39 protein-coding genes and 1 rRNA gene are annotated in these 23,065 nt (G+C 45.8%); 2 read left to right on the top strand and 38 right to left on the bottom strand.

Going from position 1 to position 23,065, the window contains the following annotated elements:
• The 3 genes from J2X61_RS35095 to J2X61_RS35085 all read right to left on the bottom strand — a co-directional run.
• Window positions 1-96: ribosomal RNA gene (locus J2X61_RS35095) — 16S ribosomal RNA — on the bottom strand; the annotation flags it as partial.
• Window positions 97-365: 269 nt separating this feature from the next.
• Window positions 366-596 (bottom strand): regulator of G-protein signaling domain-containing protein, encoded by a 231-nt coding sequence (locus J2X61_RS35090; RefSeq protein ID WP_274473241.1) that lies wholly within the window; start codon window positions 594-596, stop codon window positions 366-368.
• A 154-nt stretch (window positions 597-750) separates the two neighbouring features.
• Window positions 751-1,362, bottom strand: a complete 612-nt coding sequence (locus J2X61_RS35085) for a stage II sporulation protein M (RefSeq protein WP_274473243.1) — start codon at window positions 1,360-1,362, stop codon at window positions 751-753.
• Between the two features lie 113 nt (window positions 1,363-1,475).
• On the opposite strand from J2X61_RS35085, the gene pdaB reads away from it, so the two are divergent.
• The gene (pdaB, locus tag J2X61_RS35080; protein WP_274473244.1) at window positions 1,476-2,258 is read left to right on the top strand and encodes a polysaccharide deacetylase family sporulation protein PdaB; all 783 of its coding nucleotides are present in this window, start codon (window positions 1,476-1,478) and stop codon (window positions 2,256-2,258) included.
• Window positions 2,259-2,291: 33 nt separating this feature from the next.
• Here pdaB and J2X61_RS35075 read toward each other — a convergent pair whose 3' ends face one another.
• The gene (locus J2X61_RS35075) at window positions 2,292-2,888 is read right to left on the bottom strand and encodes a KinB-signaling pathway activation protein (protein WP_274473245.1); all 597 of its coding nucleotides are present in this window, start codon (window positions 2,886-2,888) and stop codon (window positions 2,292-2,294) included.
• Window positions 2,889-3,022: 134 nt separating this feature from the next.
• Here J2X61_RS35075 and gerD point away from each other — a divergent pair, with 134 nt between their 5' ends.
• Window positions 3,023-3,790 (top strand): spore germination lipoprotein GerD, encoded by a 768-nt coding sequence (gerD, locus tag J2X61_RS35070; RefSeq protein WP_310194990.1) that lies wholly within the window; start codon window positions 3,023-3,025, stop codon window positions 3,788-3,790.
• A 41-nt stretch (window positions 3,791-3,831) separates the two neighbouring features.
• On the opposite strand, the gene J2X61_RS35065 is transcribed toward gerD, so the two are convergent.
• The 34 genes from J2X61_RS35065 to rplB all read right to left on the bottom strand — a co-directional run bounded on the left by J2X61_RS35065 (window position 3,832) and on the right by rplB (window position 23,064).
• Window positions 3,832-4,929 carry an Mrp/NBP35 family ATP-binding protein gene (locus J2X61_RS35065; protein WP_310194987.1) on the bottom strand — a complete coding sequence of 366 codons (1,098 nt, stop codon included), beginning with the start codon at window positions 4,927-4,929 and terminating at the stop codon, window positions 3,832-3,834.
• Between the two features lie 57 nt (window positions 4,930-4,986).
• Window positions 4,987-5,748, bottom strand: a complete 762-nt coding sequence (gene cwlD / locus J2X61_RS35060) for an N-acetylmuramoyl-L-alanine amidase CwlD (protein WP_274473249.1) — start codon at window positions 5,746-5,748, stop codon at window positions 4,987-4,989.
• A gap of 81 nt (window positions 5,749-5,829) precedes the next feature.
• The gene (sat, locus tag J2X61_RS35055; protein WP_274473250.1) at window positions 5,830-7,002 is read right to left on the bottom strand and encodes a sulfate adenylyltransferase; all 1,173 of its coding nucleotides are present in this window, start codon (window positions 7,000-7,002) and stop codon (window positions 5,830-5,832) included.
• Window positions 7,003-7,026: 24 nt separating this feature from the next.
• Window positions 7,027-7,719: a phosphoadenylyl-sulfate reductase gene (locus J2X61_RS35050; protein ID WP_310194983.1), complete on the bottom strand. Its 693-nt coding sequence runs from the start codon at window positions 7,717-7,719 to the stop codon at window positions 7,027-7,029.
• Window positions 7,720-7,992: 273 nt separating this feature from the next.
• On the bottom strand, window positions 7,993-8,385 hold the full coding sequence (rpsI, locus tag J2X61_RS35045; protein ID WP_090826682.1) for a 30S ribosomal protein S9: 393 nt from the start codon (window positions 8,383-8,385) through the stop codon (window positions 7,993-7,995).
• A gap of 18 nt (window positions 8,386-8,403) precedes the next feature.
• Window positions 8,404-8,841 (bottom strand): 50S ribosomal protein L13, encoded by a 438-nt coding sequence (rplM, locus tag J2X61_RS35040; protein ID WP_274473253.1) that lies wholly within the window; start codon window positions 8,839-8,841, stop codon window positions 8,404-8,406.
• 170 nt (window positions 8,842-9,011) lie between these two features.
• Entirely contained in the window at window positions 9,012-9,794 is a 783-nt protein-coding gene (gene truA / locus J2X61_RS35035) for a tRNA pseudouridine(38-40) synthase TruA (RefSeq protein ID WP_274473255.1), read from the bottom strand.
• A gap of 89 nt (window positions 9,795-9,883) precedes the next feature.
• A complete protein-coding gene (rplQ, locus tag J2X61_RS35030; protein WP_163953683.1) occupies window positions 9,884-10,249 on the bottom strand; it encodes a 50S ribosomal protein L17 in 366 nt (121 codons plus the stop codon).
• A 23-nt stretch (window positions 10,250-10,272) separates the two neighbouring features.
• Window positions 10,273-11,217, bottom strand: a complete 945-nt coding sequence (locus J2X61_RS35025) for a DNA-directed RNA polymerase subunit alpha (RefSeq protein WP_310194976.1) — start codon at window positions 11,215-11,217, stop codon at window positions 10,273-10,275.
• Window positions 11,218-11,343: 126 nt separating this feature from the next.
• Window positions 11,344-11,739 (bottom strand): 30S ribosomal protein S11, encoded by a 396-nt coding sequence (gene rpsK / locus J2X61_RS35020; RefSeq protein WP_028557470.1) that lies wholly within the window; start codon window positions 11,737-11,739, stop codon window positions 11,344-11,346.
• 18 nt (window positions 11,740-11,757) lie between these two features.
• Window positions 11,758-12,126, bottom strand: a complete 369-nt coding sequence (gene rpsM / locus J2X61_RS35015; protein ID WP_274473257.1) for a 30S ribosomal protein S13 — start codon at window positions 12,124-12,126, stop codon at window positions 11,758-11,760.
• An 18-nt stretch (window positions 12,127-12,144) separates the two neighbouring features.
• A complete protein-coding gene (gene rpmJ / locus J2X61_RS35010) occupies window positions 12,145-12,258 on the bottom strand; it encodes a 50S ribosomal protein L36 (RefSeq protein ID WP_029196444.1) in 114 nt (37 codons plus the stop codon).
• A 107-nt stretch (window positions 12,259-12,365) separates the two neighbouring features.
• Window positions 12,366-12,584 (bottom strand): translation initiation factor IF-1, encoded by a 219-nt coding sequence (infA, locus tag J2X61_RS35005; RefSeq protein ID WP_009676800.1) that lies wholly within the window; start codon window positions 12,582-12,584, stop codon window positions 12,366-12,368.
• Between the two features lie 2 nt (window positions 12,585-12,586).
• Window positions 12,587-12,892: a KOW domain-containing RNA-binding protein gene (locus tag J2X61_RS35000; protein WP_274473258.1), complete on the bottom strand. Its 306-nt coding sequence runs from the start codon at window positions 12,890-12,892 to the stop codon at window positions 12,587-12,589.
• A gap of 10 nt (window positions 12,893-12,902) precedes the next feature.
• Window positions 12,903-13,655: a type I methionyl aminopeptidase gene (gene map, locus J2X61_RS34995; protein WP_274473260.1), complete on the bottom strand. Its 753-nt coding sequence runs from the start codon at window positions 13,653-13,655 to the stop codon at window positions 12,903-12,905.
• On the bottom strand, window positions 13,655-14,305 hold the full coding sequence (locus J2X61_RS34990; RefSeq protein ID WP_274473262.1) for an adenylate kinase: 651 nt from the start codon (window positions 14,303-14,305) through the stop codon (window positions 13,655-13,657). The genes map and J2X61_RS34990 overlap by 1 nt, the downstream gene beginning before the upstream one ends.
• Before the next feature lie 85 nt (window positions 14,306-14,390).
• Window positions 14,391-15,695, bottom strand: coding sequence for a preprotein translocase subunit SecY (gene secY / locus J2X61_RS34985; RefSeq protein WP_310194968.1), 1,305 nt, complete (start codon window positions 15,693-15,695; stop codon window positions 14,391-14,393).
• Window positions 15,695-16,135: a 50S ribosomal protein L15 gene (gene rplO, locus J2X61_RS34980; protein WP_274473264.1), complete on the bottom strand. Its 441-nt coding sequence runs from the start codon at window positions 16,133-16,135 to the stop codon at window positions 15,695-15,697. Before rplO ends, secY begins: the two co-directional genes overlap by 1 nt.
• Before the next feature lie 36 nt (window positions 16,136-16,171).
• Window positions 16,172-16,360 (bottom strand): 50S ribosomal protein L30, encoded by a 189-nt coding sequence (gene rpmD / locus J2X61_RS34975; protein WP_274473266.1) that lies wholly within the window; start codon window positions 16,358-16,360, stop codon window positions 16,172-16,174.
• An 11-nt stretch (window positions 16,361-16,371) separates the two neighbouring features.
• Entirely contained in the window at window positions 16,372-16,869 is a 498-nt protein-coding gene (gene rpsE / locus J2X61_RS34970) for a 30S ribosomal protein S5 (protein ID WP_029196451.1), read from the bottom strand.
• 28 nt (window positions 16,870-16,897) lie between these two features.
• The gene (gene rplR, locus J2X61_RS34965) at window positions 16,898-17,266 is read right to left on the bottom strand and encodes a 50S ribosomal protein L18 (protein WP_274473268.1); all 369 of its coding nucleotides are present in this window, start codon (window positions 17,264-17,266) and stop codon (window positions 16,898-16,900) included.
• 74 nt (window positions 17,267-17,340) lie between these two features.
• Window positions 17,341-17,883 (bottom strand): 50S ribosomal protein L6, encoded by a 543-nt coding sequence (gene rplF / locus J2X61_RS34960; RefSeq protein WP_274473269.1) that lies wholly within the window; start codon window positions 17,881-17,883, stop codon window positions 17,341-17,343.
• 29 nt (window positions 17,884-17,912) lie between these two features.
• Window positions 17,913-18,311 (bottom strand): 30S ribosomal protein S8, encoded by a 399-nt coding sequence (gene rpsH / locus J2X61_RS34955; RefSeq protein ID WP_029196454.1) that lies wholly within the window; start codon window positions 18,309-18,311, stop codon window positions 17,913-17,915.
• 33 nt (window positions 18,312-18,344) lie between these two features.
• The gene (locus J2X61_RS34950) at window positions 18,345-18,530 is read right to left on the bottom strand and encodes a type Z 30S ribosomal protein S14 (protein ID WP_029196455.1); all 186 of its coding nucleotides are present in this window, start codon (window positions 18,528-18,530) and stop codon (window positions 18,345-18,347) included.
• Window positions 18,531-18,566: 36 nt separating this feature from the next.
• Entirely contained in the window at window positions 18,567-19,109 is a 543-nt protein-coding gene (rplE, locus tag J2X61_RS34945) for a 50S ribosomal protein L5 (protein WP_274473272.1), read from the bottom strand.
• Between the two features lie 32 nt (window positions 19,110-19,141).
• Window positions 19,142-19,495 (bottom strand): 50S ribosomal protein L24, encoded by a 354-nt coding sequence (rplX, locus tag J2X61_RS34940; RefSeq protein ID WP_274473273.1) that lies wholly within the window; start codon window positions 19,493-19,495, stop codon window positions 19,142-19,144.
• 51 nt (window positions 19,496-19,546) lie between these two features.
• Complete coding sequence (gene rplN, locus J2X61_RS34935; protein ID WP_028557485.1) at window positions 19,547-19,915, bottom strand: 50S ribosomal protein L14; 369 nt, start codon at window positions 19,913-19,915, stop codon at window positions 19,547-19,549.
• 35 nt (window positions 19,916-19,950) lie between these two features.
• A complete protein-coding gene (gene rpsQ / locus J2X61_RS34930; protein WP_274473275.1) occupies window positions 19,951-20,214 on the bottom strand; it encodes a 30S ribosomal protein S17 in 264 nt (87 codons plus the stop codon).
• Between the two features lie 27 nt (window positions 20,215-20,241).
• Entirely contained in the window at window positions 20,242-20,439 is a 198-nt protein-coding gene (rpmC, locus tag J2X61_RS34925) for a 50S ribosomal protein L29 (protein WP_028557487.1), read from the bottom strand.
• The gene (rplP, locus tag J2X61_RS34920) at window positions 20,429-20,863 is read right to left on the bottom strand and encodes a 50S ribosomal protein L16 (protein ID WP_127457537.1); all 435 of its coding nucleotides are present in this window, start codon (window positions 20,861-20,863) and stop codon (window positions 20,429-20,431) included. Before rplP ends, rpmC begins: the two co-directional genes overlap by 11 nt.
• 3 nt (window positions 20,864-20,866) lie before the next feature.
• Window positions 20,867-21,529 (bottom strand): 30S ribosomal protein S3, encoded by a 663-nt coding sequence (gene rpsC / locus J2X61_RS34915; RefSeq protein ID WP_274473277.1) that lies wholly within the window; start codon window positions 21,527-21,529, stop codon window positions 20,867-20,869.
• A 13-nt stretch (window positions 21,530-21,542) separates the two neighbouring features.
• On the bottom strand, window positions 21,543-21,875 hold the full coding sequence (rplV, locus tag J2X61_RS34910; RefSeq protein WP_028557490.1) for a 50S ribosomal protein L22: 333 nt from the start codon (window positions 21,873-21,875) through the stop codon (window positions 21,543-21,545).
• A 31-nt stretch (window positions 21,876-21,906) separates the two neighbouring features.
• Window positions 21,907-22,185, bottom strand: a complete 279-nt coding sequence (gene rpsS / locus J2X61_RS34905) for a 30S ribosomal protein S19 (protein ID WP_274473278.1) — start codon at window positions 22,183-22,185, stop codon at window positions 21,907-21,909.
• A gap of 48 nt (window positions 22,186-22,233) precedes the next feature.
• Window positions 22,234-23,064 (bottom strand): 50S ribosomal protein L2, encoded by an 831-nt coding sequence (rplB, locus tag J2X61_RS34900; RefSeq protein ID WP_274473279.1) that lies wholly within the window; start codon window positions 23,062-23,064, stop codon window positions 22,234-22,236.
• Window position 23,065: the final 1 nt, after the last annotated feature.

The raw sequence follows: 23,065 nt of genomic DNA, 5'->3' as shown, positions 1-23,065 counted from the left end.
CCGTCCGCCGCTAAGCACCGAAGTGCTCCGCTCGACTTGCATGTATTAGGCACGCCGCCAGCGTTCGTCCTGAGCCAGGATCAAACTCTCCATAAAGGGAAAATCTGAAAAGCTCAATTGACTTGCTAGCGAGATTGTTAATCTCATTTATGCATTACTCACTCGTTGTTCAGTTTTCAAAGATCAATGACTCTTCATTATTTCCACCGCTGTTTAGCGGCGACTTTTTTAATATACCACATTCGCCCGGGACATTGCAAGTTTTTTTTCAAAAACTTTTTCCGCTTTTCCAAGCAGCTTGTCCCTTTCGTTGGGGCGAGTTATAAAGTAACACATACATAGAGGGTAAGTCAAGAACATACCCCCTATTTTTTTTGCGCTTGGTAATTGCGATTTCTCGCATACTTGGATATTTCCTTGGGACTCGCTAATCGAGCGTACATCCTGAAGATAACTTTATATCTGGATTCTATAGCCCCTTTGATTTCTTGGTCGATCCTTTTGTCATTCAAATCAAACAGCATTTCATCCAATTCTTTACGCAATACATAATCTAATTCTCTACATTCCCGATCATTGAACAAAAATCCGAGCATACATCCATCCAAACCCCTCTCGACTGTAGAGATTTATGGCACTTACAGTTGGATTGCTTGCAGCGCTCAGCACCGTCTTACGACCTGCGCTCCTGACTGCTTTACTGTTATGCTCAGTTTTTGCCAATTTTATGACAAGACGACTGAAAAATTTTTACAGATGAACCAACCAGTAGGTAAGCGTACTTTCGATGATTGCCGCACACAACAAAAGTACCACAATGGCAACAATTAGCGGCTTAGTGAGACGCAACGTTCTCGTCAGCTCTGCACGCGCCGTTCTTAACTCGGCAGGCATGAATACCTGAACAAAGCTCTTCCATACGAGCATCCCTAGTTTAAGTCCATAGGCACAGGCTAATAGAATGACAGGAATCTCAATGATCCCATGAGGCAAGATGCCCTTAAGTACAATCGATAAAGTGCTTTCGTGCGTCTGCAGCGATAAGACATACCCCAGTATCATTCCGTTGGCGATCAGCATGAACAGCGGCGGTAGACCCAGAAGGAGACCGACGAATATAATGGCTACTGATTTTACCGCATTGTTCAAAAAAATGACGATGAAAAACCATAGCTGCGGATTCTCCTTATTGCTTAAAGACTGGCTAATGGATTTGAGCCCTTGCATTTGCCCTTCGAGAAAGTTGGAAAACTGAGCGGAATTCGCCCACCCGAGGTAAAAGCTAAAACCAAAAACGAGAACGACTACGATAAAGTAATGCTTCATTTCTTTAAAATGTTGAAAAAGCGGCTTTAATGTCATTGTGATTTCCTCCATTTTCGGAAGCATAAGTGCTGTGTGTACGAGCATACATTATTTCATAAAGAGTATACAAGCCTTGCCCATTTATGAGCAGAAGGAGGTACAAGCCCTACATGAATTACTTTTTTGTACTAAACGCCAAGAAATTCAAACAATACGTCTTTATCGCTCTTGCCATCGTATTCGCAGCAGCCATCGTCTATTCGGAGCAAAGCAATGTTTCGGTCTTCTCGAACGCTGAGCCGTCGGCTATCTATAGCGTACAGACAGAAAGAAAGGTCATTGCCCTAACCTTCGATATTTCCTGGGGAGAGAAGAGGGCCGAACCGATCCTGAATATTTTGAAGGAAAAAGGCGTTCAGCAAGCCACTTTCTTCTTATCCTCTCCTTGGAGCAAGAGCCATCCAGAGATCGTGGAGCATATCAAGAAGAGCGGTTATGAAATCGGCAGCCATGGCAATAAGCACGATAACTACAGCACTCTCAGCGATGAGGAGATTCGCAAACAAATTACGACGGCGCACGGTATTTTGACTGAATTGGTCGGAAAAGAGCCGAACCTCATTCGCCTTCCTAACGGCGATTTCGACAAACGCGTGCTGCGAATCGCCAACGACTTGGGATATTCCGTTATTCAATGGGATACGGATTCTCAGGACTGGCTCAATAAAGGTGTAGATACGATTATTAATCGGGTCGTCTCGAAGGCTCATCCCGGGGATATCGTGCTGCTTCACGCCAGTGATTCTTCCCAACAAACACATGAAGCGCTGCCGGTCATCATCGATCAGCTGAGAGCCAAAGGATATGAATTCGTTAGCGTCAGCGAGTTGATTAAACAAACGGAAGTGCAGACTACCCCCGTTGAAGATCGCGCAATGAAACAAATCAATTAATAGGCTTATAAAAAAAGAAAGAGCTAATGCGAATTAGCTCTTTTTGTTATCCAATATTTTATGTAAAATCAGAATTTGCCATGCATTGCAAACGAGCAGCGGAGCCAGCATAAAAAGACTGGATGCCGCGTTATCCAACTTCAATGCAGGTACAGCTTCCAAAGTAGATACGGCGCACATGAAAAACAGTGTCGGAATGAACGCATTCCGGTTCGTCATCCGCACTTTCCAATAGGCTACCGCCAAAGAAATGACTAATATGATTAGCGGCAGAACCGAATAGCTCAGCATAGAGCCGTTTCCTTCAAAATTCGTCATTCGGAGATAGACCAAATCGATGAGAACGACGATAACAATTGTCAATTGAAGTAAATCCCAAACGGTTTTGGATCTGATAATTCCAGCCGCTATGAATCTAACAATCAGATAAGCGAAGAAGCCCATTTGACTCAGAACGCTGATCGTCGCTCCCCCAAGCAGCATATTGACGACATTAAATCCTACGGCCGATAAGCCCATTACGGAAAATTCTTTGTCGGAAAATTGCAGAATAAGTCCAATTCCTAGCGATACAACCATACCTAATACGAGTGTTGTCCAAAATAAATGGAACCATTTACGCAGCGTCAAGCTTATTACCCCCTACATCAACTCTAATTGTTAATTGTACCAACGATTGAGATAAAAAGCCAATGAATTGCCCTTATAATCTATCCTTAACCACACATACTAACAGTACTAAGCTAGGAAGGGAGCATTCTTTCATGATAATAAGAAAGTTAAGCCCAATGATGGTTCTGCCGCTAATTGCTATTGCTTTACTTCTTTCATCGTGTGGAACCGATAACTCATCGCAAGGCCAGTCGCAAGGCATGACGTATAAAGAGCAGAAGACGATGATACTGGATATTTTGAAATCCGAGGATGGGAAGAAAGCGATCAGTGCCGCGAACCGCAGCATCATGAACGGTGATGTCGGAGCCAATGGCGTTGCCGGCCAGTCACAAATCAAGCTGCTCTCAGCCAATGAGTCCCTCCAGCTGCAGATGGCGGTCAAGGATGTCCTCACTGCCAAAGAAAATAATATGTTCTTGACGGATATGATGAAGGATCCTAAGTTCGCCGGCGATTTCGCCAAGGCTATTCAGAAAGAAACCAAACAGATGTTCAAAGAGCTTCTGAAAGACCCCGAGTATCAAAAATCGCTCGTCGATGTGATGAAAAATCCTGACTACGAGAAGATGATGCTCGATGTGATGAAAACTGCGGCATATCGTCAACAGATGATGACGGTTATGGAAGAATCGATCCAAAGCCCATTGTTCCGCGCTCACATGGTCGATCTGCTGAAAGCGGCCATCGCTCAGCAAAGCAAGCCTGAACAAATGCCTACGGCAAAAAGCGCCGAGAAGAAAAGCGGCGGCGAAGATAAAGGCCAACAAGGCGGAGATGAGAAGAAGAAGGAAGAGAAGAGCGATTCCGAGGATTCGGAGAAAAAGAAAAAAGAATCAGGTTCATCCGATTCCCAATAACAAACAAAGGCTGACGGAGATTTATTCCGCCAGCCTTTATTTTATTTCTCCAATTTGGCGATTAGGTTTGCAGCTACTTCCAGGTAGATTTGACCTGTTTGGGAATCTTGTTTATAAACGGACGGCGAGTAATCCATTTCCGATACGTGGTTATCTGGAGCTCCAAGCGGAATTTGCGCAAGCAGCTCGCTGTGCAAGTCATCGGCCAGTCTGGCGCCCCCGCCTTTACCGAAGATGTAATCCTTACTTCCGCAGTCTTTGCACTCGTAGTAAGCCATATTCTCGACGACACCCAGGATCTCATGATTCGTTTGGACAGCCATCGCTCCCGCTCTAGCAGCTACGAACGCTGCGGTAGCATGCGGAGTCGTCACGATAATCTCTTTGCTTTGCGGAATGAGCTGATGCACGTCCAATGCCACATCGCCCGTCCCTGGCGGAAGATCAAGGAGGATGTATTCAACATCGCCCCAATTGACTTCGTTGAAGAAATTGCGCAGCATTTTGCCCAGCATCGGACCACGCCAAATGACCGGCGCATTATCTTGAACGAAGAAGCCCATCGAGATGACTTTGACGCCAAACCTTTCGACTGGATAAATAACATTATCGACCAGCTTCGGCTGCTCTTCAATTCCCATCATATCGGGAATACTGAAACCATAGATGTCGGCATCGATGATGCCTACCTTCTTCCCTTGACGAGCAAGAGCTACGGCCAAATTGACCGTTACCGTCGATTTGCCGACGCCGCCCTTACCGCTGGCGACAGCGATGAATTGAACCTTGGAGCCTTCGCTCAGAATCGGTTGATCAATTGGCGGTTGTACAGGCTTGGATTGCTTGGACGCATTTCCTTCAGGCTGAAAAGCCTCTTCGATCTGGTTACGTTCATAATCCGTCATTAACCGATAGCGGATATGAACCTGTGGGACCCCCAGCTTCTCCAGAGCTTGCCGAATGAAGGAACCGGATGACTCTTTATAAGCTTGGTCTTCCGCCGCAACAATCAGGCTTAACGAGACGCTTTCCTCTTTGATGAGAATATCGCGCACCAAATTAAGCTCAACGACGCTTTTGTTGTACCGCGGCTCTAACAGAGGCTTCAGAGCTTCTAACAACTGATCTTTATTTATCATAGCCACTCACCTTTATTCAGTCATTGTAAAACCATTAGTGGCCTTTATTATATCACATTATGATTCAGAACCCACTTTCTCCCCGCTATAAAATCGCAGCACACCCTGATAAATGGACGCCGCGACCTTCCTCTGATACTTCTCATCGGCCAATAGTCTAGCTTCTTCCGGATTTGATAGGAAGCCCACCTCGATCAGCGCGCTTGGCATCTTTAGCGTTTTGAGCAGATAGACCGTTCTGTCTGCCGGTTTCGCGACGCGGTCGGTGTTCTCCAGGTTTTTCTTTAATTCCTCTTGAATCAGCGTAGCTAAATTGGAATTGTTCGGATTATTCAGGTAGTAGAACGTTTGTGCGCCTTTCCATCTCGGAGAAGGGATACTGTTCAAATGGACGCTTAGGAACATATCCGCATTCTTCTCATCAATGAGATCAGCTCGATTATGCAGGTCTTCCGTCTTTCGTTTGCTGTACCCTTTCGTCCCCGGCTCCGCCAGGTCTGTATCCGTTTCTCTCGTCATGACAACAATCGCACCTGCCTGCTGCAAATAATCCCTCAGCTGCAGAGTGATCGCCAAGTTAATATCTTTCTCAATCACGCCTTCCCGACTGGAGGCACCGCCGTCAGGACCGCCATGACCGGCATCAAGCGCAATCGTCTTACCAGAGAGCGGCAGCTGCCAATCCGACCATGTTTTCGTTGCCGGCAGCTCATAAGCGTAGATGAAGACGACAAGAGCGACCAGCATAACGGAAAGGGCGAGCTTAAGACTGCTGTGAAAAGTCAGCCAAACGACCAATCTTTTCTTCCTTTTGCGCATAAAAAAATCCACCTCTGTTCCCCATAGACTCTGTAACATCTATATGGGACAAGGTGGACAAATATACCTGACTTACAAGGCTTATGCTTGATATCCCGGCTCTCTAAGCCCTTCTATCAGCACTTGCGCCACTTCCGGACGGGTAAACTCCGGCGGCGGGCATTGGCCGGCCCTGAGCAGACCACGAACCTTCGTACCGGATAGGTGCAAATGTGCGGACTTGTCGTGCGGGCACGTTTTGCTCGATGCCATGTTGCCGCATGTCGTGCAGAAGAAGCTGTGTTCGAAGAACAAGGGCGTAATGCCCATCTCTTCCGGTGTAAAATGGCTGAAAATTTGCTGCGCTTCATACGTCCCGTAATAATCGCCTACGCCCGCGTGGTCGCGTCCAACGATGAAGTGGGTACAGCCATAGTTTCTGCGTACGATCGCGTGCAGTATCGCTTCTCGGGGGCCTGCATAACGCATCGCAGCCGGATATACCCCTAAGAACGTGCGATCCTTCGGATAGTAGTTATCCAGGAGCACCAGGTAACTTCTCATGCGTACGTCAGCCGAGATATCGTCGGATTTCGTTTCTCCTACAAGCGGATTAAGGAACAGGGCATCGACGATCTCCATGGCTGATTTCTGAATATATTCGTGCGCGCGATGAACCGGGTTACGGGTCTGGAATCCTACGACGGTTTTCCAGCCTTTGTCGGCAAAAATACGGCGTGTCTCTGCCGGGTCATAGTAAAACTCCTCAAACTTCTTCCGTTTCGGACGATTCAACAGCCGAATCGGTCCTCCGATATTCGTAGAAGAGCGTGAGAACAATTTCTCAACGCCCGGATGAGCGGCATCGCCCGTTTTGAAAACTTTCACAGCTTCATTCATTAGGTCTACTTCGTAAATGCTTGTCGTGTTCAGAAGAGCGTATAGGACGCCATCTTCTTCGCCAACAAGAGCGACTTCTTCACCAACTGTGATCGTTGCAGCCACTTCAGGCGCAATGGAAAGTGTAATCGGTATGCTCCATACCGTACCATCCGCTAGGCGCATTGTTTCTACAACGGAGTTATAGTCAGCTTCATCCATAAAGCCTGTCAAAGGCGAGAACGCGCCCACACCAATCAAAACCAAGTCGGAAATTGTCCAAGAGTTCACACGAATTTGCTTCAGGGATGCTGCGTGTTGAAGCAGCACTTCTCTTTGCTCAGCCGGAACCTGGCGATTTACTAATTCGCCGCCATGAGGTTTGATCGTTGTCATTTACGTCGACCTCCATGATTGGTCTTATTTATGAAGTCCGCATTCTGTTTTCTCCGAATTTGCCCAACGTCCTGCGCGCGGGTCCTCACCCTCAGCAACTTGGCGTGTGCAGTGAGAGCAGCCGATACTTGGGTAGTTACGGTCATGCAGCGGATTATAGATTACATCGTTCTCACGGATGTAATTCCAGACATCTTCGGATGTCCAGCCAGCCAACGGATTGAACTTGATCAGACCGAATTTGACGTCATACTCCACTTTTTTGGCATTAGCGCGAGTTGGCGCTTGATCGCGGCGAATTCCCGTAATCCATGCGTCATAATTTCTGAGGATATCTGTCAAAGGATCCACTTTCCGAATGTTGCAGCACTGGTTCGCATCCGTTTTCCAAAGCTCGTCACCGAATTGCGCCGCCTGCTCTTCCAGCGTCAATTTGGGCAGCACTTGCACGAATTTGGTGCCGTAATGCTGTTCTAGACGGTCTCTAGTTTCATACGTCTCAGGGAAGTGAACATTCGTATCCAGGTAGAAGATATCGACGTTGGGGTTGATTTTCTGCAGCATATCGACAAGCACAACATCTTCTGCACCGAAGCTGCAGGCTAGCGTCAGATTAGGAAATGTCTCGACGGCTAGTTTCAAGACCGCTTCAGGGGATTGGTTTTCGAACTCTTCAGCAGCTTTTGAAACAAATGCTTCTTTTTCAAAAAGATTCATGTCAGTGCCCTCCATCTATAATTCCGAGTGTTATTGTATGATTTATATTTTATTATAACGGAGTTCCTCTTTCTGTCAATGACTTTTTGCCATTTTGGTATTAACTTCTTCGAAGAAAGAGGATTTTGGCACTCAAATAGCACTCGATATTAACTATATGAGAATACTTTTCAACAAATGAAAAGAAATTAACGGATTCCCGTAATAAAAAAGAAAAACCTTCCCAGCACGAGCCGGGAAGGTTTCCTGTACATGCGCAAGAAGCGCAAGATCTTAACGTTTGGAGAATTGTGGAGCGCGACGAGCAGCTTTCAAGCCGTACTTTTTACGCTCTTTCATACGGGAATCACGAGTCAGGAAGCCTGCTTTTTTCAGGGATCCACGGTACTCAGGATCAGCTTTCAGCAATGCACGGGAGATCCCGTGACGGATTGCTCCAGCTTGTCCGCTGATTCCGCCGCCGTTAGCAAGTACAAGAACATCGTATTTGCCAACAGTTTCAGTCAATGCCAAAGGTTGTTTAACGATGAGTTTCAAAGTCTCAAGACCGAAATACTCATCCAGATCACGTTTATTGATGATGATGCGTCCTTCACCCGGTACTAGGCGCACGCGCGCTACCGAATGCTTACGACGACCCGTTCCATAATATTGAACTTGTGCCACGAAACGTTCCTCCTTATATTAACCGCGAAGATTCCATACTTCAGGTTGTTGTGCTTGGTGCGGGTGCTCTGCTCCACCGTAGACTTTCAGCTTAGTTTTCAAGCTGTCGCCAAGACGGTTCTTAGGAAGCATGCCATGTACGGCGAATTCGATCATACGATCAGGTTTGCTGTTCAGCAAGTCCTGAGCGGAAGTTACTTTCAGACCACCTTGATACAAGGAGTGGCTGTAGTATTTTTTGTTTTGCATTTTCTTACCAGTAAGGTGAATTTGGGAAGCGTTGATTACGATAACGAAATCACCAGTGTCTACATGTGGAGTAAATGCTGGTTTGTGCTTACCGCGGATAATGCTTGCAACTTCACTTGCAAGACGGCCAAGAGTTTGGCCAGCAGCGTCAACGATGTACCATTTACGCTCAACTTCATTAGGCTTAGCCATATATGTGGTGCGCATGCTTAATCCTCCTAATATATCTCAATACGTTGATTATAATTGTTAATTTACATTTGCGATGGATGGTTGTGGCTGTTACGGATCAGGGGCTGTGGGATAGCCGATCACGAAACGCCAAGTTATATTTTACACGAAACCAGGTAAAGAAGCAAGCGATGTTTTACGCTTTGTTAGTACTCGACTCTCCAAAGCATTAAGCCCATTGCTTCCGCCGTAGGGCCGGCCTGCGACCGGTCTAGAGCCTCCAGAATGCGCTGCATATCGCTGCTAGGACGTTTGCCTTCACCAATCTGAATCAACGTGCCTACGATGATCCTGACCATGTTATACAGGAACCCATTCCCGGTAAAAATGAGGCGAATCCGTTCCACTTTACCCTCTCCGCCAAGCTCATCCGTCTCCAGCACCATACGAGCCTCGTAGAGTGTCCTTACCTTCACTTCCTTATCCGTTCTCACCGTGCAAAACGAAGTAAAATCATGCTCTCCTAGCAAGCAAGGGAGCGCCTCTCTCATGGCTTCCACATCCAAATGCGTAGGGTGATGGTATTCATAATTCCGGTGAAAGACATCAGGGAAGCGCGCCGAGCGAATCGTGTAGCAGTATGTCTTACGTTTCGCGGCTTTGCGGGAATGAAAGGATGGATGGACTTCCTCGGCCGTATGGGCGACGATGTCCTTGGGTAGTCTAGCATTGAGAGCTAAACACCACCGTTCCACTGGGATCTTGGATTGCGTGGTAAAATTGATCACTTGCGCTTTCGCATGTACGCCTGCGTCCGTACGGCCCGAGGAGGCAACCTTCACGCGCTCGCCGGTCAACAGATAAACCGCCTCTTCCAATCGTTGTTGAATCGTATCGGAAGTCGGTTGTATCTGAAATCCGGAATAAGCCGTTCCATCATAGCTTATGGTAAAACGCAGATTTCTCCATGGTTGATCTTCCGCTTCCATGAGTCATCCCTTTCTAGGGTCAAGCAAAAGACTGCAAAAAAAGGGCTTCAGCAGAATCAGTGATTCCGTCCACCCTTTCCCATCCGTCTTTATGCGCGATCTACTAGCTCTAGGTAAACCATTGGTGCTGCGTCACCGCGGCGTGGTCCCAGTTTAAGGATACGTGTGTATCCACCTGGACGCTCGGAGTAACGAGTAGCCAATTCGGAGAACAGCTTTTGAATCGCATCTTGGTTCTCGTTTGCAGCTTCTCTACGAACAAAAGCAGCAACCTGACGGCGTGCATGAAGGTCTCCGCGTTTCGCAAGAGTGATTAACTTCTCAGCGATGGAACGAATTTCTTTTGCTTTTGCTTCTGTAGTTTGAATGCGTTCATGTATGAACAAATCTGTAACCAGATCACGGAATAACGCTTTACGATTACTGGAATCGCGGTTCAACTTCCTGTAGTTCATTGAATTAACCTCCTTCTGACAGATTATTCCTCGGTACGAAGACCCAAACCAAGCTCTTCGAGCTTCTCTTGAACTTCTTCAAGCGATTTGCGACCTAAGTTCCGAACTTTCATCATGTCTTCTTCTGTTTTGGTAATAAGCTCTTGTACGGTGTTAATCCCTGCACGCTTGAGGCAGTTGTAAGAACGAACGGATAGATCCAGCTCTTCGATTGTCATCTCCAGAACTTTCTCTTTCTTATCTTCTTCTTTCTCCACCATAATCTCAGCATCTTTCGCTTCATCCGTCAGTCCGACGAACAAGTTCAGGTGCTCTGTTAAGATTTTGGCTCCCAAGCTTACGGCTTCTTCTGGTCGAATACTTCCATCGGTCCACACTTCGAGGGTCAACTTATCATAGTTCGTCACTTGGCCGACGCGAGTATTCTCGATACTGTAGTTCACTCGGGTAATAGGCGTGTAGATCGAATCAATTGGAATCACACCAATTGGTTGCTCTTCATGCTTATTTTTGTCCGATTGGACATAACCGCGTCCTCTGCCCGCATGAATCCTCATGTGAAGACGTGCGTCCGGAGACAAGGTCGCAATATGCAGATCCGGGTTAAGAATCTCCACATCGCTATCACCGCGGATATCAGCCGCAGTAATCATACCTTCTCCTTCAGCATCAATTTCAAGCACTTTCTCCTCATCGGAGTGAATTTTCAACGAAAGTCCTTTGAGATTAAGGATAATTTCCGTTACATCCTCAAGCACGCCAGGAATCGTTGAAAACTCATGCAAAACGCCATCGATTTGGACAGAGGTTACTGCAGCCCCGGGTAAAGAGGACAGTAAGATACGACGTAGTGAGTTACCTAAGGTTGTACCATAGCCACGCTCCAACGGCTCAATAATGAATCTACCATAAGAGCCGTCTTCACTTAATGCTACGGTTTCTATTATTGGCTTTTCGATTTCGATCATGAAATGTACCCTCCATTCAATACGTCGTTTCCCTCTGGATACTTCGCTTCAAAATTCAATAGTATGCCTATCCTTCAAACCATTATTCACGATTTTAGGATAATTATACTACAAAGTAATCCTGAATTATACGCGACGACGTTTTGGAGGACGGCAGCCATTGTGAGGAACCGGAGTCACGTCTTTAATCAGGTTTACTTCAAGACCTGCTGCTTGCAAAGAGCGGATTGCTGCTTCGCGGCCAGCTCCTGGGCCTTTAACCATAACTTCAACAGTTTTCAAGCCATGCTCCATAGCTGCTTTTGCTGCTTTTTCAGCTGCCATTTGTGCCGCAAAAGGAGTACTTTTACGGGAACCTTTGAATCCAAGGTTTCCTGAAGATGCCCAGGAAATTGCGTTGCCATGCGGATCCGTGATCGTTACGATCGTATTGTTAAATGTTGAACGGATGTGTGCAACTCCGGACTCAATATTTTTACGGTCACGACGTTTCGTACGGACTACTTTTTTAGGTTTTGCCATTAGCTCTAACCCCCTTTATTATTTCTTCTTATTAGCTACTGTACGACGAGGACCTTTACGTGTACGAGCATTCGTTTTAGTACGTTGTCCACGAACAGGAAGACCACGGCGGTGACGAAGACCACGGTAGGATCCGATTTCGATCAGACGTTTGATGTTCAGGGAAATCTCACGGCGAAGATCGCCTTCTACTTTAAGAGTTTTGTCGATTACATCACGGATTTTGCTCACTTCGTCTTCAGTCAGATCGCGAACGCGAGTGTTACCGTCAATACCTGTTGTAGCGATGATTTTCTGAGCAGTAGTCGTGCCGATACCGAAGATGTAAGTCAACGCGATTACAACTCGTTTGTCACGAGGTAAGTCAACCCCAGCTAAACGTGCCATCTACAGATGCACCTCCTTTTAACCTTGTTTTTGTTTGTGCTTTGGATTTTCGCAGATAACCATAATGTTACCTTTACGACGAATAACTTTGCATTTCTCGCAAATCGGTTTTACCGATGGTCTAACTTTCATTTCTAAGCCCTCCTTATCATCGTAAGCAACCATGTTGCGTTTTCTAATAGAAAACTTGCTTCGTAAGCATACGCCTTGAGAGAGTAACTTACATGTAAGCCGATCATTTATTTAAAACGGTAGGTTATACGGCCTCTCGTTAAATCGTAAGGCGATAATTCTACGGTAACCTTGTCTCCAGGCAAAATGCGGATAAAGTGCATTCTGATTTTACCTGATACATGGGCTAGGATTTTATGACCATTTTCCAATTCAACCTTAAACATTGCATTCGGAAGAGGTTCAATCACTGTACCTTCTACTTCAATTACATCTTCTTTGGCCACAGTCATTCTCCTTTCTCTTGTGCTTCATCTTGCATAAGTTCAACGAATTTGGCAATTGCATGACGCAGCTTACCGTTAGTTACACGACCTGTTTCCCTAATGCTTGACTCCACTTCACTACTAATCGTGTCTTGTATTTGAAGATGATTCAGGTTCTTCTTCTTCGGCTGATCGAATTTGCGGTGAACGCCGTCTGCAAGCCAGACGAAGCGATGATCGGCAATGCCGACCACTACCGCATATTCACCGGGGTCTCTGCCGCGAAGCACCTTTACGATTTGACCGACCTGCGGCGTCAGCTTATTCACTCTACATCACCTACGATCTAGGCAGAGTTAATATTTCGTAACCTGCTGCCGTAATGGCAACCGTATGTTCAAAATGAGCGCATATCGACTTATCCGCGGTAACGACAGTCCAATCGTCTTCGAGCGTTTGGACGAATCTTTCGCCAACGACCACCATGGGTTCAATGGCTAGGACCATGCCTGGTTTGAGACGAGGGCCTTTATCAGGTACACCGTAATTCGGAATTTGCGGTTCTTCGTGAAGATCCTTACCGATACCGTGACCGACATACTCTATCACGACGGAGAAGCCTGCGTCTTCAATACAAGTTTGGATTGCATGCGACAACGTGTAGAGTCTAGCATCCGGTTTAGCTTCTGCTATGCCTCGATACAGTGATTGTTCAGTTACGGCTAACAAACGTTTGGCCGTCTCTGAAATTTCACCGACAGGATAAGTCCATGCAGAATCTCCATGATAACCTTTATACTGAGCGCCGATATCGATCGAGATAATATCGCCCTCAACCAGCTTTCTTGGACCAGGAATACCATGAACTAATTCTTCGTTGACTGAAGCACATATGCTTCCAGGAAAACCGTTATAGCCTTTAAAAGATGGAATCGCTCCCTGACTGCGAATGTATTCCTCCGCGATCTGATCAAGTTCTTTCGTTGTAATGTTCGGACGAATGGCCCTTGCCAGCAAGCGGTGCGTTTCGGCTACGATCCGACCAGCTTCTCGCATTAGGTCTAGTTCAACCTCGGACTTACAAATGATCATTACGCTAGACCTCGTAGCAGTGAGCTAATTTGTTCGGTTACCGCATGAATGTCTTGTTCTCCGTTAACCTCACGCAATAATTCCCTCTTTTGGTAGTAATCCAGCAGCGGAGCGGTTTTGTTGATGTATTCATCCAAACGCGTTCCGACTTTCTCTTCCGTATCATCAGATCGTTGGTACAACTCACCGGAACATTTATCGCATACGCCTTCTTGCTGAGGTGGGTTGAAGATTACATGATACGTAGCGCCACAGGATTTACAAATTCTTCGGCCGGTCAGTCGTGCAAGCAAGAAACTACGATCAACGGAAAGATTGATAACCAACTCAATCTTTTTGCCTAAGGAATCTACAATTTCAGCTAAAGCATCCGCTTGAGCAACGGTTCTCGGGAACCCGTCAAGCAGAAAACCTTTATCGCAGTCCGGTTGAGCAAGTCGCTCTCTTACAATACCGTTCGTGATTTCATCAGGAACCAGAAGCCCCTTATCAACATAACCTTTGGCTTCCACACCAAGCGGTGTACCTTGGCTCATCGCCAAGCGGAAAGCATCTCCAGTCGAAATATGAGGAATTTGAAATTCACTTACGATCTTCTCAGCTTGCGTACCTTTGCCTGCACCAGGAGGCCCCATAAAAATTACGTTCAACTTTATAACCTCCCATCGCACTCGGCGTTACGAGCAGCACAATAGGTGCCGATGTCGCCTAACTAGCCCCATCAGAACCTATATGCTATTTATTGATAAACCCTTTGTAATGCCGTTTAATCAATTGGCTCTCGATTTGCTTCATCGTTTCAAGACCAACGCCTACTACGATAAGTAAAGATGTACCACCAATCCGAACCGAACTTGGCAAGCCTGCAAGACCTCCAAAAAGCATTGGGAGAATCGAGATTGCTGAGAGAAACAGAGCTCCAGAAAGAGTAATTCTAGTCATTACGCGAGTCAGATAAACAGAAGTTGTTTTACCAGGACGAATCCCCGGTATGTAGCCACCGTTTTTCTTCATCTGATCTGCCATTTGAACTGGATTAATCTGTACGAAGGTGTAGAAGTATGTGAAACCAATAATCAACAGTACATATAGGACGATCGCTAGCGGTGCAGATTGGTTAATGCTTAAATTGTTGATGATCCATTCTGCCACGACATTTCCTCTCCAATAAGATGCAATGGTAGGAGGAAACATCAATAACGATAGTGCAAAGATAACTGGGATTACACCGGCAGCATTCACTTTAAGCGGAATGTGCGTCGTTTGGCCACCGTACATTTTACGACCAACTACTCGTTTGGCATATTGTACAGGGATCTTACGAACCCCTTGCTGTACGAAAATGACGCCCGCAATAATCAGCACAACAACGATAGCAATAATGATCAGTTTTACGATATTCAGGAACAATGCTCCTTCGGTCGCAAACAGTGATTTGTAGATTTGCTGTATGCTTGTAGGAATCGCCGCGACGATACCTGCAAAGATGATAATGGAAATACCGTTGCCGATTCCAAATTCCGTGATTTGCTCACCTAGCCACATCAAGAACGCAGTACCAGCTGTCAATACGATAGCAATCAAAGCAAAAGTCGTAACCCCTGGATCAATAACGAGTCCGCTGTATAGGCGGTTAAACCCGATCGATAATCCGAAAGCTTGGATAATGCCGAGAACGATCGTGCCGTAGCGAGTAACTTGCGTCATCTTCTTACGACCAACGTCTCCCTCTTTAGCCCATTGCGCAAAGCGCGGCACTACGTCCATGGACAAAAGCTGTACGATGATCGAAGCCGTGATGTAAGGCATAATCCCCATCGCGAAGATGGAGAACTGGAAGAGCGCACCGCCGGAAAACGTGTTAAGCAAACCAAAGACATCGCTCTGATTCGCTTGGTCTTGAAGCTTAAGAACATCCGTATTAATGTTAGGTACTGGAATGAACGCACCTAAGCGGTAGACGATCAACAAGAGGAGTGTAAAAACAATCCTTCTGCGCAAATCCTCTACCTTGAAGATGTTGGCTATGGTACTGAACATTAAATCACCTCGGTTTGACCGCCGGCAGCTTGGATTTTCTCAATCGCAGATTGAGAGAACTTGTTCGCTTTAACGGTTAATTTTACTGTGATTTCACCGTTTCCTAAAATTTTGATACCATCTTTAGGAGCTTTTACAATACCAGCCTCCATCAAAGCTTCTGGAGTAACCTCAGTACCAGCTGCGAAGTTGTTCAAATCCTCAAGGTTCACGATCGCGTACTCCGTACGGAAACGGTTCGTGAATCCACGTTTAGGTAAACGACGGTATAACGGGTTTTGTCCACCCTCGAATCCAGGACGAACGCCTCCACCGGAACGTGCGTTTTGACCTTTGTGTCCGCGAGTCGATGTTTTACCCATACCGCTACTTGTACCACGTCCAACACGCTTTGCGGTTTTACGAGCGCCAGTAGCAGAACTTAGCTCATGTAACTTCATCGTTGCACACCTCCTCTAGATCTTAATATTGTACTCTTATGCTTCTACTTCTTTAACTTCTACCAAGTGACTCACTTGATTAACCATACCTCTGATAGCCGCGTTATCTTGGTGAAGAACCGTTTGGTGCAGCTTGCGCAGACCAAGAGTTTTCACAGTAATGCGTTGCGTTTCAGGACGGCCGATCAGGCTGCGTTTTAGGGTAATTGCTAATTGTTTCGCCATGTTTACCCCTCCTAACCTAATAGCTCTTGAACGGTTTTGCCACGAAGTTTTGCAACTTCTTCCGCTTTTTTCAGGCGGCTTAGGCCTTCAAGCGTTGCGTTAACCATGTTCATAGAGTTCGATGAACCCAGGGATTTTGTCAAGATATCGCCGATACCAGCAAGTTCAAGTACTGCACGAACTGGTCCGCCTGCGATAACTCCAGTACCTTGAGAAGCTGGTTTCAAGAGGACGCGTCCTGCGCCGAACTTACCAGTTACAAGGTGAGGAATCGAAGTGCCTACGATTGGAACATGAATCAAGTTCTTTTTCGCATCTTCAATACCTTTGCGGATTGCATCAGGAACCTCGGATGCTTTACCGATTCCTGCGCCAACCCAGCCATTGCCGTCGCCTACGACAACAAGTGCGCTGAAGCTGAAACGACGTCCGCCTTTTACTACTTTAGCTACGCGGTTAATGTTAACAACTTTTTCTGTTAGCTCTAAAGTATTAGGATCTACACGCAAGTCTTTTACCTCCTTATATATCTATTTCCTAGAATTCTAATCCAGCTTCACGAGCTGCGTCAGCCAATGCTTGAACGCGTCCATGATACAGGTATCCACCGCGGTCAAATACCACTTGGCTTACACCTTTCTCTTTCGCGCGAGCAGCGATCAATGCGCCAACTTTACGAGCGGCTTCAACGTTACCGCCGTTGCCGATTTCGCTTTTCAGATCTTTATCTTGAGTGGATGCTGCAACAATAGTAACACCAGTAGTGTCATCGATCAGTTGAGCATACATGTGTTTGGAAGAACGGAAAATGTTCAAACGTGGGCGAGCAGTTGTACCTTCGATTTTCTTACGAACGCGAAGATGTCTTTTCAGACGTGCTTTGTTTTTATCGCCTTTAGTAATCATCTATACTTACACTCCTTTCATCATCTTATGATGCGAGGCTTATGCTTTGATAGCAAGCTATCTCACGAAAGCTCTTATTTCTTCTTACCAGCTTTACCTTCTTTACGAAGGATGCGCTCGCCTTCGTACTTAATACCTTTACCTTTATACGGCTCAGGCTCACGTACGGAACGAACTTTAGCTGCCATAGCGCCAACTCGCTCTTTATCAATACCTTTAACGATGATTTTTGTGTTCGAAGGAACTTCGAACTCAATACCGCTCTCAGGTGTGATTTCAACCGGATGGGAGTACCCAACGTTGAGAACCAGTTTGTCACCGCTTTTGTTAGCACGGTAACCTACGCCTACTAGATCCAAAGATTTCGCGAAGCCTTCCGTTACACCACTTACCATGTTGGCAACAACACTGCGTGTTGTACCATGCAAAGCACGGTGGAGCTTGTTATCGGAAGGACGCTCAACAGAAATCTCGTTCTCCAGAACACTTACTTTGATATCTTTATGAAGTTCACGGGACAAAGTACCTTTAGGGCCTTTAACCGTGATCAGAGTATTATCTAGTGTTACATTTACACCACTTGGGATGGTGATTGGTTTGCGACCAATACGAGACATGTTTGCACCTCCATTCAATTACAATTGTATTACCAAACGTAGCAGATAACTTCTCCGCCAGCTTTGGATTGACGAGCATCTTTATCCGTCATAACTCCCTTGGATGTGGAGATGATGGCAATCCCTAGTCCGCCCAAAACACGAGGGATCTCTTGAGATTTTGTGTAAACGCGCAATCCTGGTTTGGAGATTCTCTTCAAACCGGAGATAACACGCTCATTGTTTGAACCGTATTTCAGGAACAAACGGATGATACCTTGTTTGCTATCTTCAACGTACTCAGCATCACGGATAAATCCTTCTTTTTTAAGGATTTCAGCGATTTCCCTCTTCACTTTGGATGCAGGGATTTCAACTGTTTCATGACGTACGATATTCGCATTACGAATGCGAGTTAGCATATCTGCAATTGGATCTGACATGACCATTTTGTGTAAACCTCCTTCCCGAAAATAGGGTGATTACCAGCTAGCTTTTTTCACACCTGGAATCTGACCTTTGTGTGCTAATTCGCGGAAACAAATCCGACAAATTTTGAACTTGCGAAGCACTGAATGCGGACGTCCGCAGCGCTCACAACGCGTGTATGCTTGCACTTTAAACTTCGGGGTACGTTGTTGTTTAACTTTCATCGAAGTTTTTGCCACTTAATATAACACCTCCTGATAGGTACGACCTGGAACCTATTTTACGAAAGGCGCTCCGAGTTGTGTTAAAAGCTCGCGAGCTTCTTCGTCGGACTTAGCCGTTGTTACGATAACAATATCCATACCACGAACTTTATCTACTTTATCATACTCAATTTCTGGGAAAATGAGTTGTTCTTTCAGACCAAGCGTGTAGTTTCCACGGCCATCGAAAGCCTTGTTGGAAATACCACGGAAGTCACGTACACGTGGAAGTGCAACGTTGAAGAGCTTATCCAAGAAATGATACATGCGCTCGCCGCGAAGTGTTACTTTCACACCGATCGGCATGTTCTCACGAAGTTTGAAGCCCGCGATGGATTTTTTGGATTTTGTTACTACCGGTTTTTGACCAGCGATCTTTTGAAGATCTTCTACTGCAGTGTCAAGTACCTTGGAGTTCGATACAGCCTCACCAACACCCATGTTGATAACGACTTTCTCGATTTTAGGAACCTGCATAACTGTTGAGTAGTTAAACTTTTGAATCAACGCTGGAGTAATTTCGTTCAAATAACGATCTTTCATTCTTACTGCCATGAGTCAGTTGCCTCCTTTCCATGCTTGTTGTATTAGTCGATAACTTCTCCGGATTTTTTCGCGACGCGAACTTTCGTTCCGTTATCCAATACTTTGTATCCTACGCGAGTAGGTTTGCCGCTCTTAGGATCAATCAGCATCACGTTGGAAACGTGGATTGCAGCTTCTTGAGTCAAGATACCGCCTTGTGGGTTTTGTTGGGATGGCTTCGCATGTTTCTTCACCATGTTTACACCTTCAACCAATACACGGTTCTCACGAGGGTAAGCAGCGATTACACGGCCCTTCTTACCTTTGTCTTTACCAGTGATTACAAAAACCGTATCGTCTTTTTTCACGTGCAGTTTATTGTTATGAGATTCTAATCTCTTTTTTGTTCTTGGCATTAGCTTCTACACCTCCTGATGCTTCCGTTAGGAAACACATCGTAACTGTTCTTAGATAACTTCTGGAGCCAAGGAAACGATCTTCATGAAGTCTCTGTCACGAAGTTCGCGCGCTACTGGTCCAAAGATACGTGTACCGCGTGGGCTTTTATCTTCTTTCACGATAACAGCCGCGTTCTCATCGAATGAGATATATGAACCGTCTTTACGGCGAGCACCGCTCTTCGTACGGACGATAACAGCTTTTACAACGTCACCTTTTTTGACAACGCCACCTGGTGTTGCTTCTTTTACTGAACATACGATAAGATCACCAATGTGACCAACGCGACGACCAGTACCACCCAAAACGCGGATACACATCAATTGCTTTGCACCGGAGTTGTCAGCGACAGCCAAACGAGTAAATGGTTGAATCATCGTATTCCCTCCTTTCGGGATTCGTGTCTAGATTGTTAGATAACAACTGCTACTTCAAGAATTTCAACCAGTCTCCAAGATTTATCTTTGGACAATGGTCTAGTCTCAGCGATTTTCACAGTGTCACCAATTTTTGCTTGGTTGTTCTCATCGTGAGCTTTGAATTTCTTCGTATATTTGATTCTCTTGTGGTAGAGATCATGTTTTTTGTAAGTTTCAACAGCAACAACAATGGTTTTATCCATTTTATCGCTGACAACCTTACCGATCTGAGTTTTACGATCGTTGCGTTCAGCCATGTAAGGAATCCTCCCTTCTAGATTTGGTTAGCCAATCCCCAATTCTCTTTCACGCAAAATAGTCTTGGCACGAGCGATCTCTTTACGCAAATCACGAATTTGAGTCGGATTGTCCAATTGACCAGTAGCTAGTTGAAAACGGAGGTTAAAGAGTTCTTCTTTGAACCCATTCACTTTTTGCTCGATTTCAGCAGTGGTTAAGTTCCGGAATTCACTACCCTTCATTTGCTTCACCGCCTACTTCTTCTCTTTTCACGAACTTCGTTTTGATTGGAAGCTTGTGAGCAGCAAGACGCATCGCTTCGCGAGCGACTTCTTCGCTTACACCAGCCAATTCAAACAATACTTTGCCCGGTTTTACTACGGAAACCCATTTCTCCACGTTACCTTTACCGCTACCCATACGAACTTCAAGCGGCTTTTGCGTAATTGGTTTAGCTGGGAAAATTTTAATCCACACTTTACCGCCACGTTTGATGTAACGTGTCATGGCAATACGTGCTGCTTCGATTTGACGGTTGGTTACCCAAGCCGGTTCAACTGCTTGCAGACCATATTCGCCAAAAGTTACTTCCGTTCCACCTTTAGCGCGACCTTTCATGCTACCGCGGTGTTCTTTGCGGTGTTTTACACGTTTAGGTACTAACATGATTTAATTTCCTCCTTCCGGCTGAGCCTTTTTCTTAGCTGTCGGAAGTACTTCTCCACGATAAATCCATACTTTTACACCAATACGTCCGTAAGTAGTGTGTGCCTCAGCAGTACCGTAGTCGATATCCGCACGAAGCGTATGAAGTGGAACAGTACCTTCGCTATATCCTTCCGTACGAGCGATCTCAGCGCCGCCAAGACGTCCGCTAGTTGCTACTTTAATACCTTTTGCTCCGGATCTCATTGTTCTTTGCATAGCTTGTTTCATCGCACGACGGAAGGAAACACGACGTTCCAATTGAAGAGCGATGGACTCAGCTACCAGGATAGCATCGAGGTCTGGTGTTTTGATTTCAGAAATGTTGATGTGAACCTTTTTATTGGACATGCCAGCGATGTAGTTGCGAATAACTTCAACTTCCGCTCCGCCTTTACCAATAACCATTCCTGGTTTTGCAGTATGAATCGTTACGTTCACACGGTTAGCCGCGCGCTCGATGTCGATGTGGGAAACTGCAGAATCTTTAAGTTTATTTTTTAAGTATTCGCGGATTTTGACGTCTTCAAGCAGCAGAGTTCCGAAATCTTTCTCTGCGAACCATTTGGACTCCCAATCACGAATAATACCAATTCTTAGGCCTACCGGGTTGACTTTCTGACCCACACGTTATCCCTCCTTATTTCTCAGATACCACGATTGTAATGTGGCTGGTACGTTTTTTGATCGCGCTAGCGCGGCCCATTGCACGTTGTTGGAACCGTTTCATAGTAGGTCCTTGGTTAACGAACGTCTCAGAAACCACTAGCTTGTTAGGATCTAATGAATAGTTATGCTCTGCATTGGCAATTGCGGAGTTCAGAAGTTTCTCCAGGATTGGAGAAGCTGCTTTAGGCGTATGACGCAGAATCGCGATCGCTTCACCTACCGCTTTTCCCCGAATCAAGTCAACAACTAGCTTTGCTTTACGAGGAGCAATCCGAGCGTGGTTCAATATTGCTTTAGCTTGCATGGTAGTACCTCCTCTCGGTTAAAAAATGAAATTAACGTTTACCGGTTTTCTTATCGTCATCGTGACCTTTGTAAGTACGTGTTGGAGCAAATTCACCAAGCTTATGTCCAACCATATCTTCTGTTACGTATACAGGCACGTGTTTTCTTCCATCGTACACTCCGAAAGTGTGACCAACGAATTGCGGGTAAATCGTAGAACGACGGGACCAAGTTTTGATCACCAGCTTTTTGCTGGATGCGTTCAAGTCTTCTACTTTTTTCAGTAAGTATCCATCGATAAATGGACCTTTCTTTAAGCTGCGACCCATGGGTGTTCCTCCCTTCCTTGAACCTCAAGAGAATTCATATATCCGTGATTACTTCGTACGACGGCGTACAATGTATTTATCGGAAGCTTTACCTTTTTTACGAGTTTTGAAACCAAGCGTCGGTTTACCCCATGGAGACATAGGTGATTTACGTCCGATTGGTGCGCGTCCTTCACCACCACCGTGTGGGTGATCATTCGGGTTCATAACAACCCCACGAACTTGAGGACGATTGCCTTTCCAACGATTACGTCCTGCTTTACCGATTTTCACGAGTTCGTGATCTTCGTTACCAACAGAACCTACTGTTGCGCGGCAAACTTTAAGAACTTTACGAACTTCACCAGAGGAAAGGCGAATTGTTACATAAGTTTCTTCTTTACCAAGAAGTTGAGCTTCCGTACCGGCAGCACGCACTAGCTGCGCACCTTTACCTGGTTTCAACTCGATGTTGTGGATAACTGTACCAACTGGAATGTTCTCTAGTGGAAGAGCATTACCAATTTTGATGTCTGCATCCGGACCGGAAACGATACGATCGTCCACTTTAAGACCTTTTGGAGCGATGATGTATCTTTTCTCACCGTCAGCATAGTGAATCAACGCAATGTTAGCGGAACGGTTAGGATCGTACTCGATTGTAGCAACGCGTCCTGGTATTCCATCTTTAGTACGTTTGAAATCGATAATCCGGTACTTACGCTTGTGGCCACCGCCGTGGTGACGAACCGTAATTTTACCTTGGTTGTTACGTCCAGCTGTTTTGCTCAAAGGTGCAAGCAAAGATTTCTCCGGCGTCGATGTTGTGATTTCTTCGAATGTAGAAACCGACATCGCACGTCTTGCTGGAGAGGTTGGTTTATATTTTTTAATTGGCACT

Source organism: Bacillus sp. 3255, from assembly GCF_031456485.1.
Taxonomy (GTDB): Bacteria; Bacillota; Bacilli; order Paenibacillales; family NBRC-103111; genus Paenibacillus_E.
This window is presented reverse-complemented; position numbering and strand designations above follow the sequence as displayed.

What these genes read in the sequence shown, in the direction of transcription:
- J2X61_RS35090 (WP_274473241.1), bottom strand. Translation starts at nt 596, where the DNA reads ATGCTCGGATTTTTGTTCAATGATCGGGAATGTAGAGAATTAGATTAT.
- J2X61_RS35085 (WP_274473243.1), bottom strand. Translation starts at nt 1,362, where the DNA reads ATGACATTAAAGCCGCTTTTTCAACATTTTAAAGAAATGAAGCATTAC.
- pdaB (WP_274473244.1), top strand. Translation starts at nt 1,476, where the DNA reads ATGAATTACTTTTTTGTACTAAACGCCAAGAAATTCAAACAATACGTC.
- gerD (WP_310194990.1), top strand. Translation starts at nt 3,023, where the DNA reads ATGATAATAAGAAAGTTAAGCCCAATGATGGTTCTGCCGCTAATTGCT.
- J2X61_RS35065 (WP_310194987.1), bottom strand. Translation starts at nt 4,929, where the DNA reads ATGATAAATAAAGATCAGTTGTTAGAAGCTCTGAAGCCTCTGTTAGAG.
- cwlD (WP_274473249.1), bottom strand. Translation starts at nt 5,748, where the DNA reads ATGCGCAAAAGGAAGAAAAGATTGGTCGTTTGGCTGACTTTTCACAGC.
- sat (WP_274473250.1), bottom strand. Translation starts at nt 7,002, where the DNA reads ATGACAACGATCAAACCTCATGGCGGCGAATTAGTAAATCGCCAGGTT.
- J2X61_RS35050 (WP_310194983.1), bottom strand. Translation starts at nt 7,719, where the DNA reads ATGAATCTTTTTGAAAAAGAAGCATTTGTTTCAAAAGCTGCTGAAGAG.
- rplM (WP_274473253.1), bottom strand. Translation starts at nt 8,841, where the DNA reads ATGCGCACCACATATATGGCTAAGCCTAATGAAGTTGAGCGTAAATGG.
- truA (WP_274473255.1), bottom strand. Translation starts at nt 9,794, where the DNA reads ATGGAAGCGGAAGATCAACCATGGAGAAATCTGCGTTTTACCATAAGC.
- rplQ (WP_163953683.1), bottom strand. Translation starts at nt 10,249, where the DNA reads ATGAACTACAGGAAGTTGAACCGCGATTCCAGTAATCGTAAAGCGTTA.
- J2X61_RS35025 (WP_310194976.1), bottom strand. Translation starts at nt 11,217, where the DNA reads ATGATCGAAATCGAAAAGCCAATAATAGAAACCGTAGCATTAAGTGAA.
- rpsK (WP_028557470.1), bottom strand. Translation starts at nt 11,739, where the DNA reads ATGGCAAAACCTAAAAAAGTAGTCCGTACGAAACGTCGTGACCGTAAA.
- rpsM (WP_274473257.1), bottom strand. Translation starts at nt 12,126, where the DNA reads ATGGCACGTTTAGCTGGGGTTGACTTACCTCGTGACAAACGAGTTGTA.
- rpmJ (WP_029196444.1), bottom strand. Translation starts at nt 12,258, where the DNA reads ATGAAAGTTAGACCATCGGTAAAACCGATTTGCGAGAAATGCAAAGTT.
- map (WP_274473260.1), bottom strand. Translation starts at nt 13,655, where the DNA reads ATGATCATTTGTAAGTCCGAGGTTGAACTAGACCTAATGCGAGAAGCT.
- secY (WP_310194968.1), bottom strand. Translation starts at nt 15,695, where the DNA reads ATGTTCAGTACCATAGCCAACATCTTCAAGGTAGAGGATTTGCGCAGA.
- rplO (WP_274473264.1), bottom strand. Translation starts at nt 16,135, where the DNA reads ATGAAGTTACATGAGCTAAGTTCTGCTACTGGCGCTCGTAAAACCGCA.
- rpmD (WP_274473266.1), bottom strand. Translation starts at nt 16,360, where the DNA reads ATGGCGAAACAATTAGCAATTACCCTAAAACGCAGCCTGATCGGCCGT.
- rplR (WP_274473268.1), bottom strand. Translation starts at nt 17,266, where the DNA reads ATGATTACTAAAGGCGATAAAAACAAAGCACGTCTGAAAAGACATCTT.
- rplF (WP_274473269.1), bottom strand. Translation starts at nt 17,883, where the DNA reads ATGTCTCGTATTGGTCGCAAACCAATCACCATCCCAAGTGGTGTAAAT.
- rpsH (WP_029196454.1), bottom strand. Translation starts at nt 18,311, where the DNA reads ATGGTCATGTCAGATCCAATTGCAGATATGCTAACTCGCATTCGTAAT.
- rplE (WP_274473272.1), bottom strand. Translation starts at nt 19,109, where the DNA reads ATGGCAGTAAGAATGAAAGATCGTTATTTGAACGAAATTACTCCAGCG.
- rplX (WP_274473273.1), bottom strand. Translation starts at nt 19,495, where the DNA reads ATGCCAAGAACAAAAAAGAGATTAGAATCTCATAACAATAAACTGCAC.
- rplN (WP_028557485.1), bottom strand. Translation starts at nt 19,915, where the DNA reads ATGATTCAACCATTTACTCGTTTGGCTGTCGCTGACAACTCCGGTGCA.
- rpsQ (WP_274473275.1), bottom strand. Translation starts at nt 20,214, where the DNA reads ATGGCTGAACGCAACGATCGTAAAACTCAGATCGGTAAGGTTGTCAGC.
- rpmC (WP_028557487.1), bottom strand. Translation starts at nt 20,439, where the DNA reads ATGAAGGGTAGTGAATTCCGGAACTTAACCACTGCTGAAATCGAGCAA.
- rplP (WP_127457537.1), bottom strand. Translation starts at nt 20,863, where the DNA reads ATGTTAGTACCTAAACGTGTAAAACACCGCAAAGAACACCGCGGTAGC.
- rplV (WP_028557490.1), bottom strand. Translation starts at nt 21,875, where the DNA reads ATGCAAGCTAAAGCAATATTGAACCACGCTCGGATTGCTCCTCGTAAA.
- rpsS (WP_274473278.1), bottom strand. Translation starts at nt 22,185, where the DNA reads ATGGGTCGCAGCTTAAAGAAAGGTCCATTTATCGATGGATACTTACTG.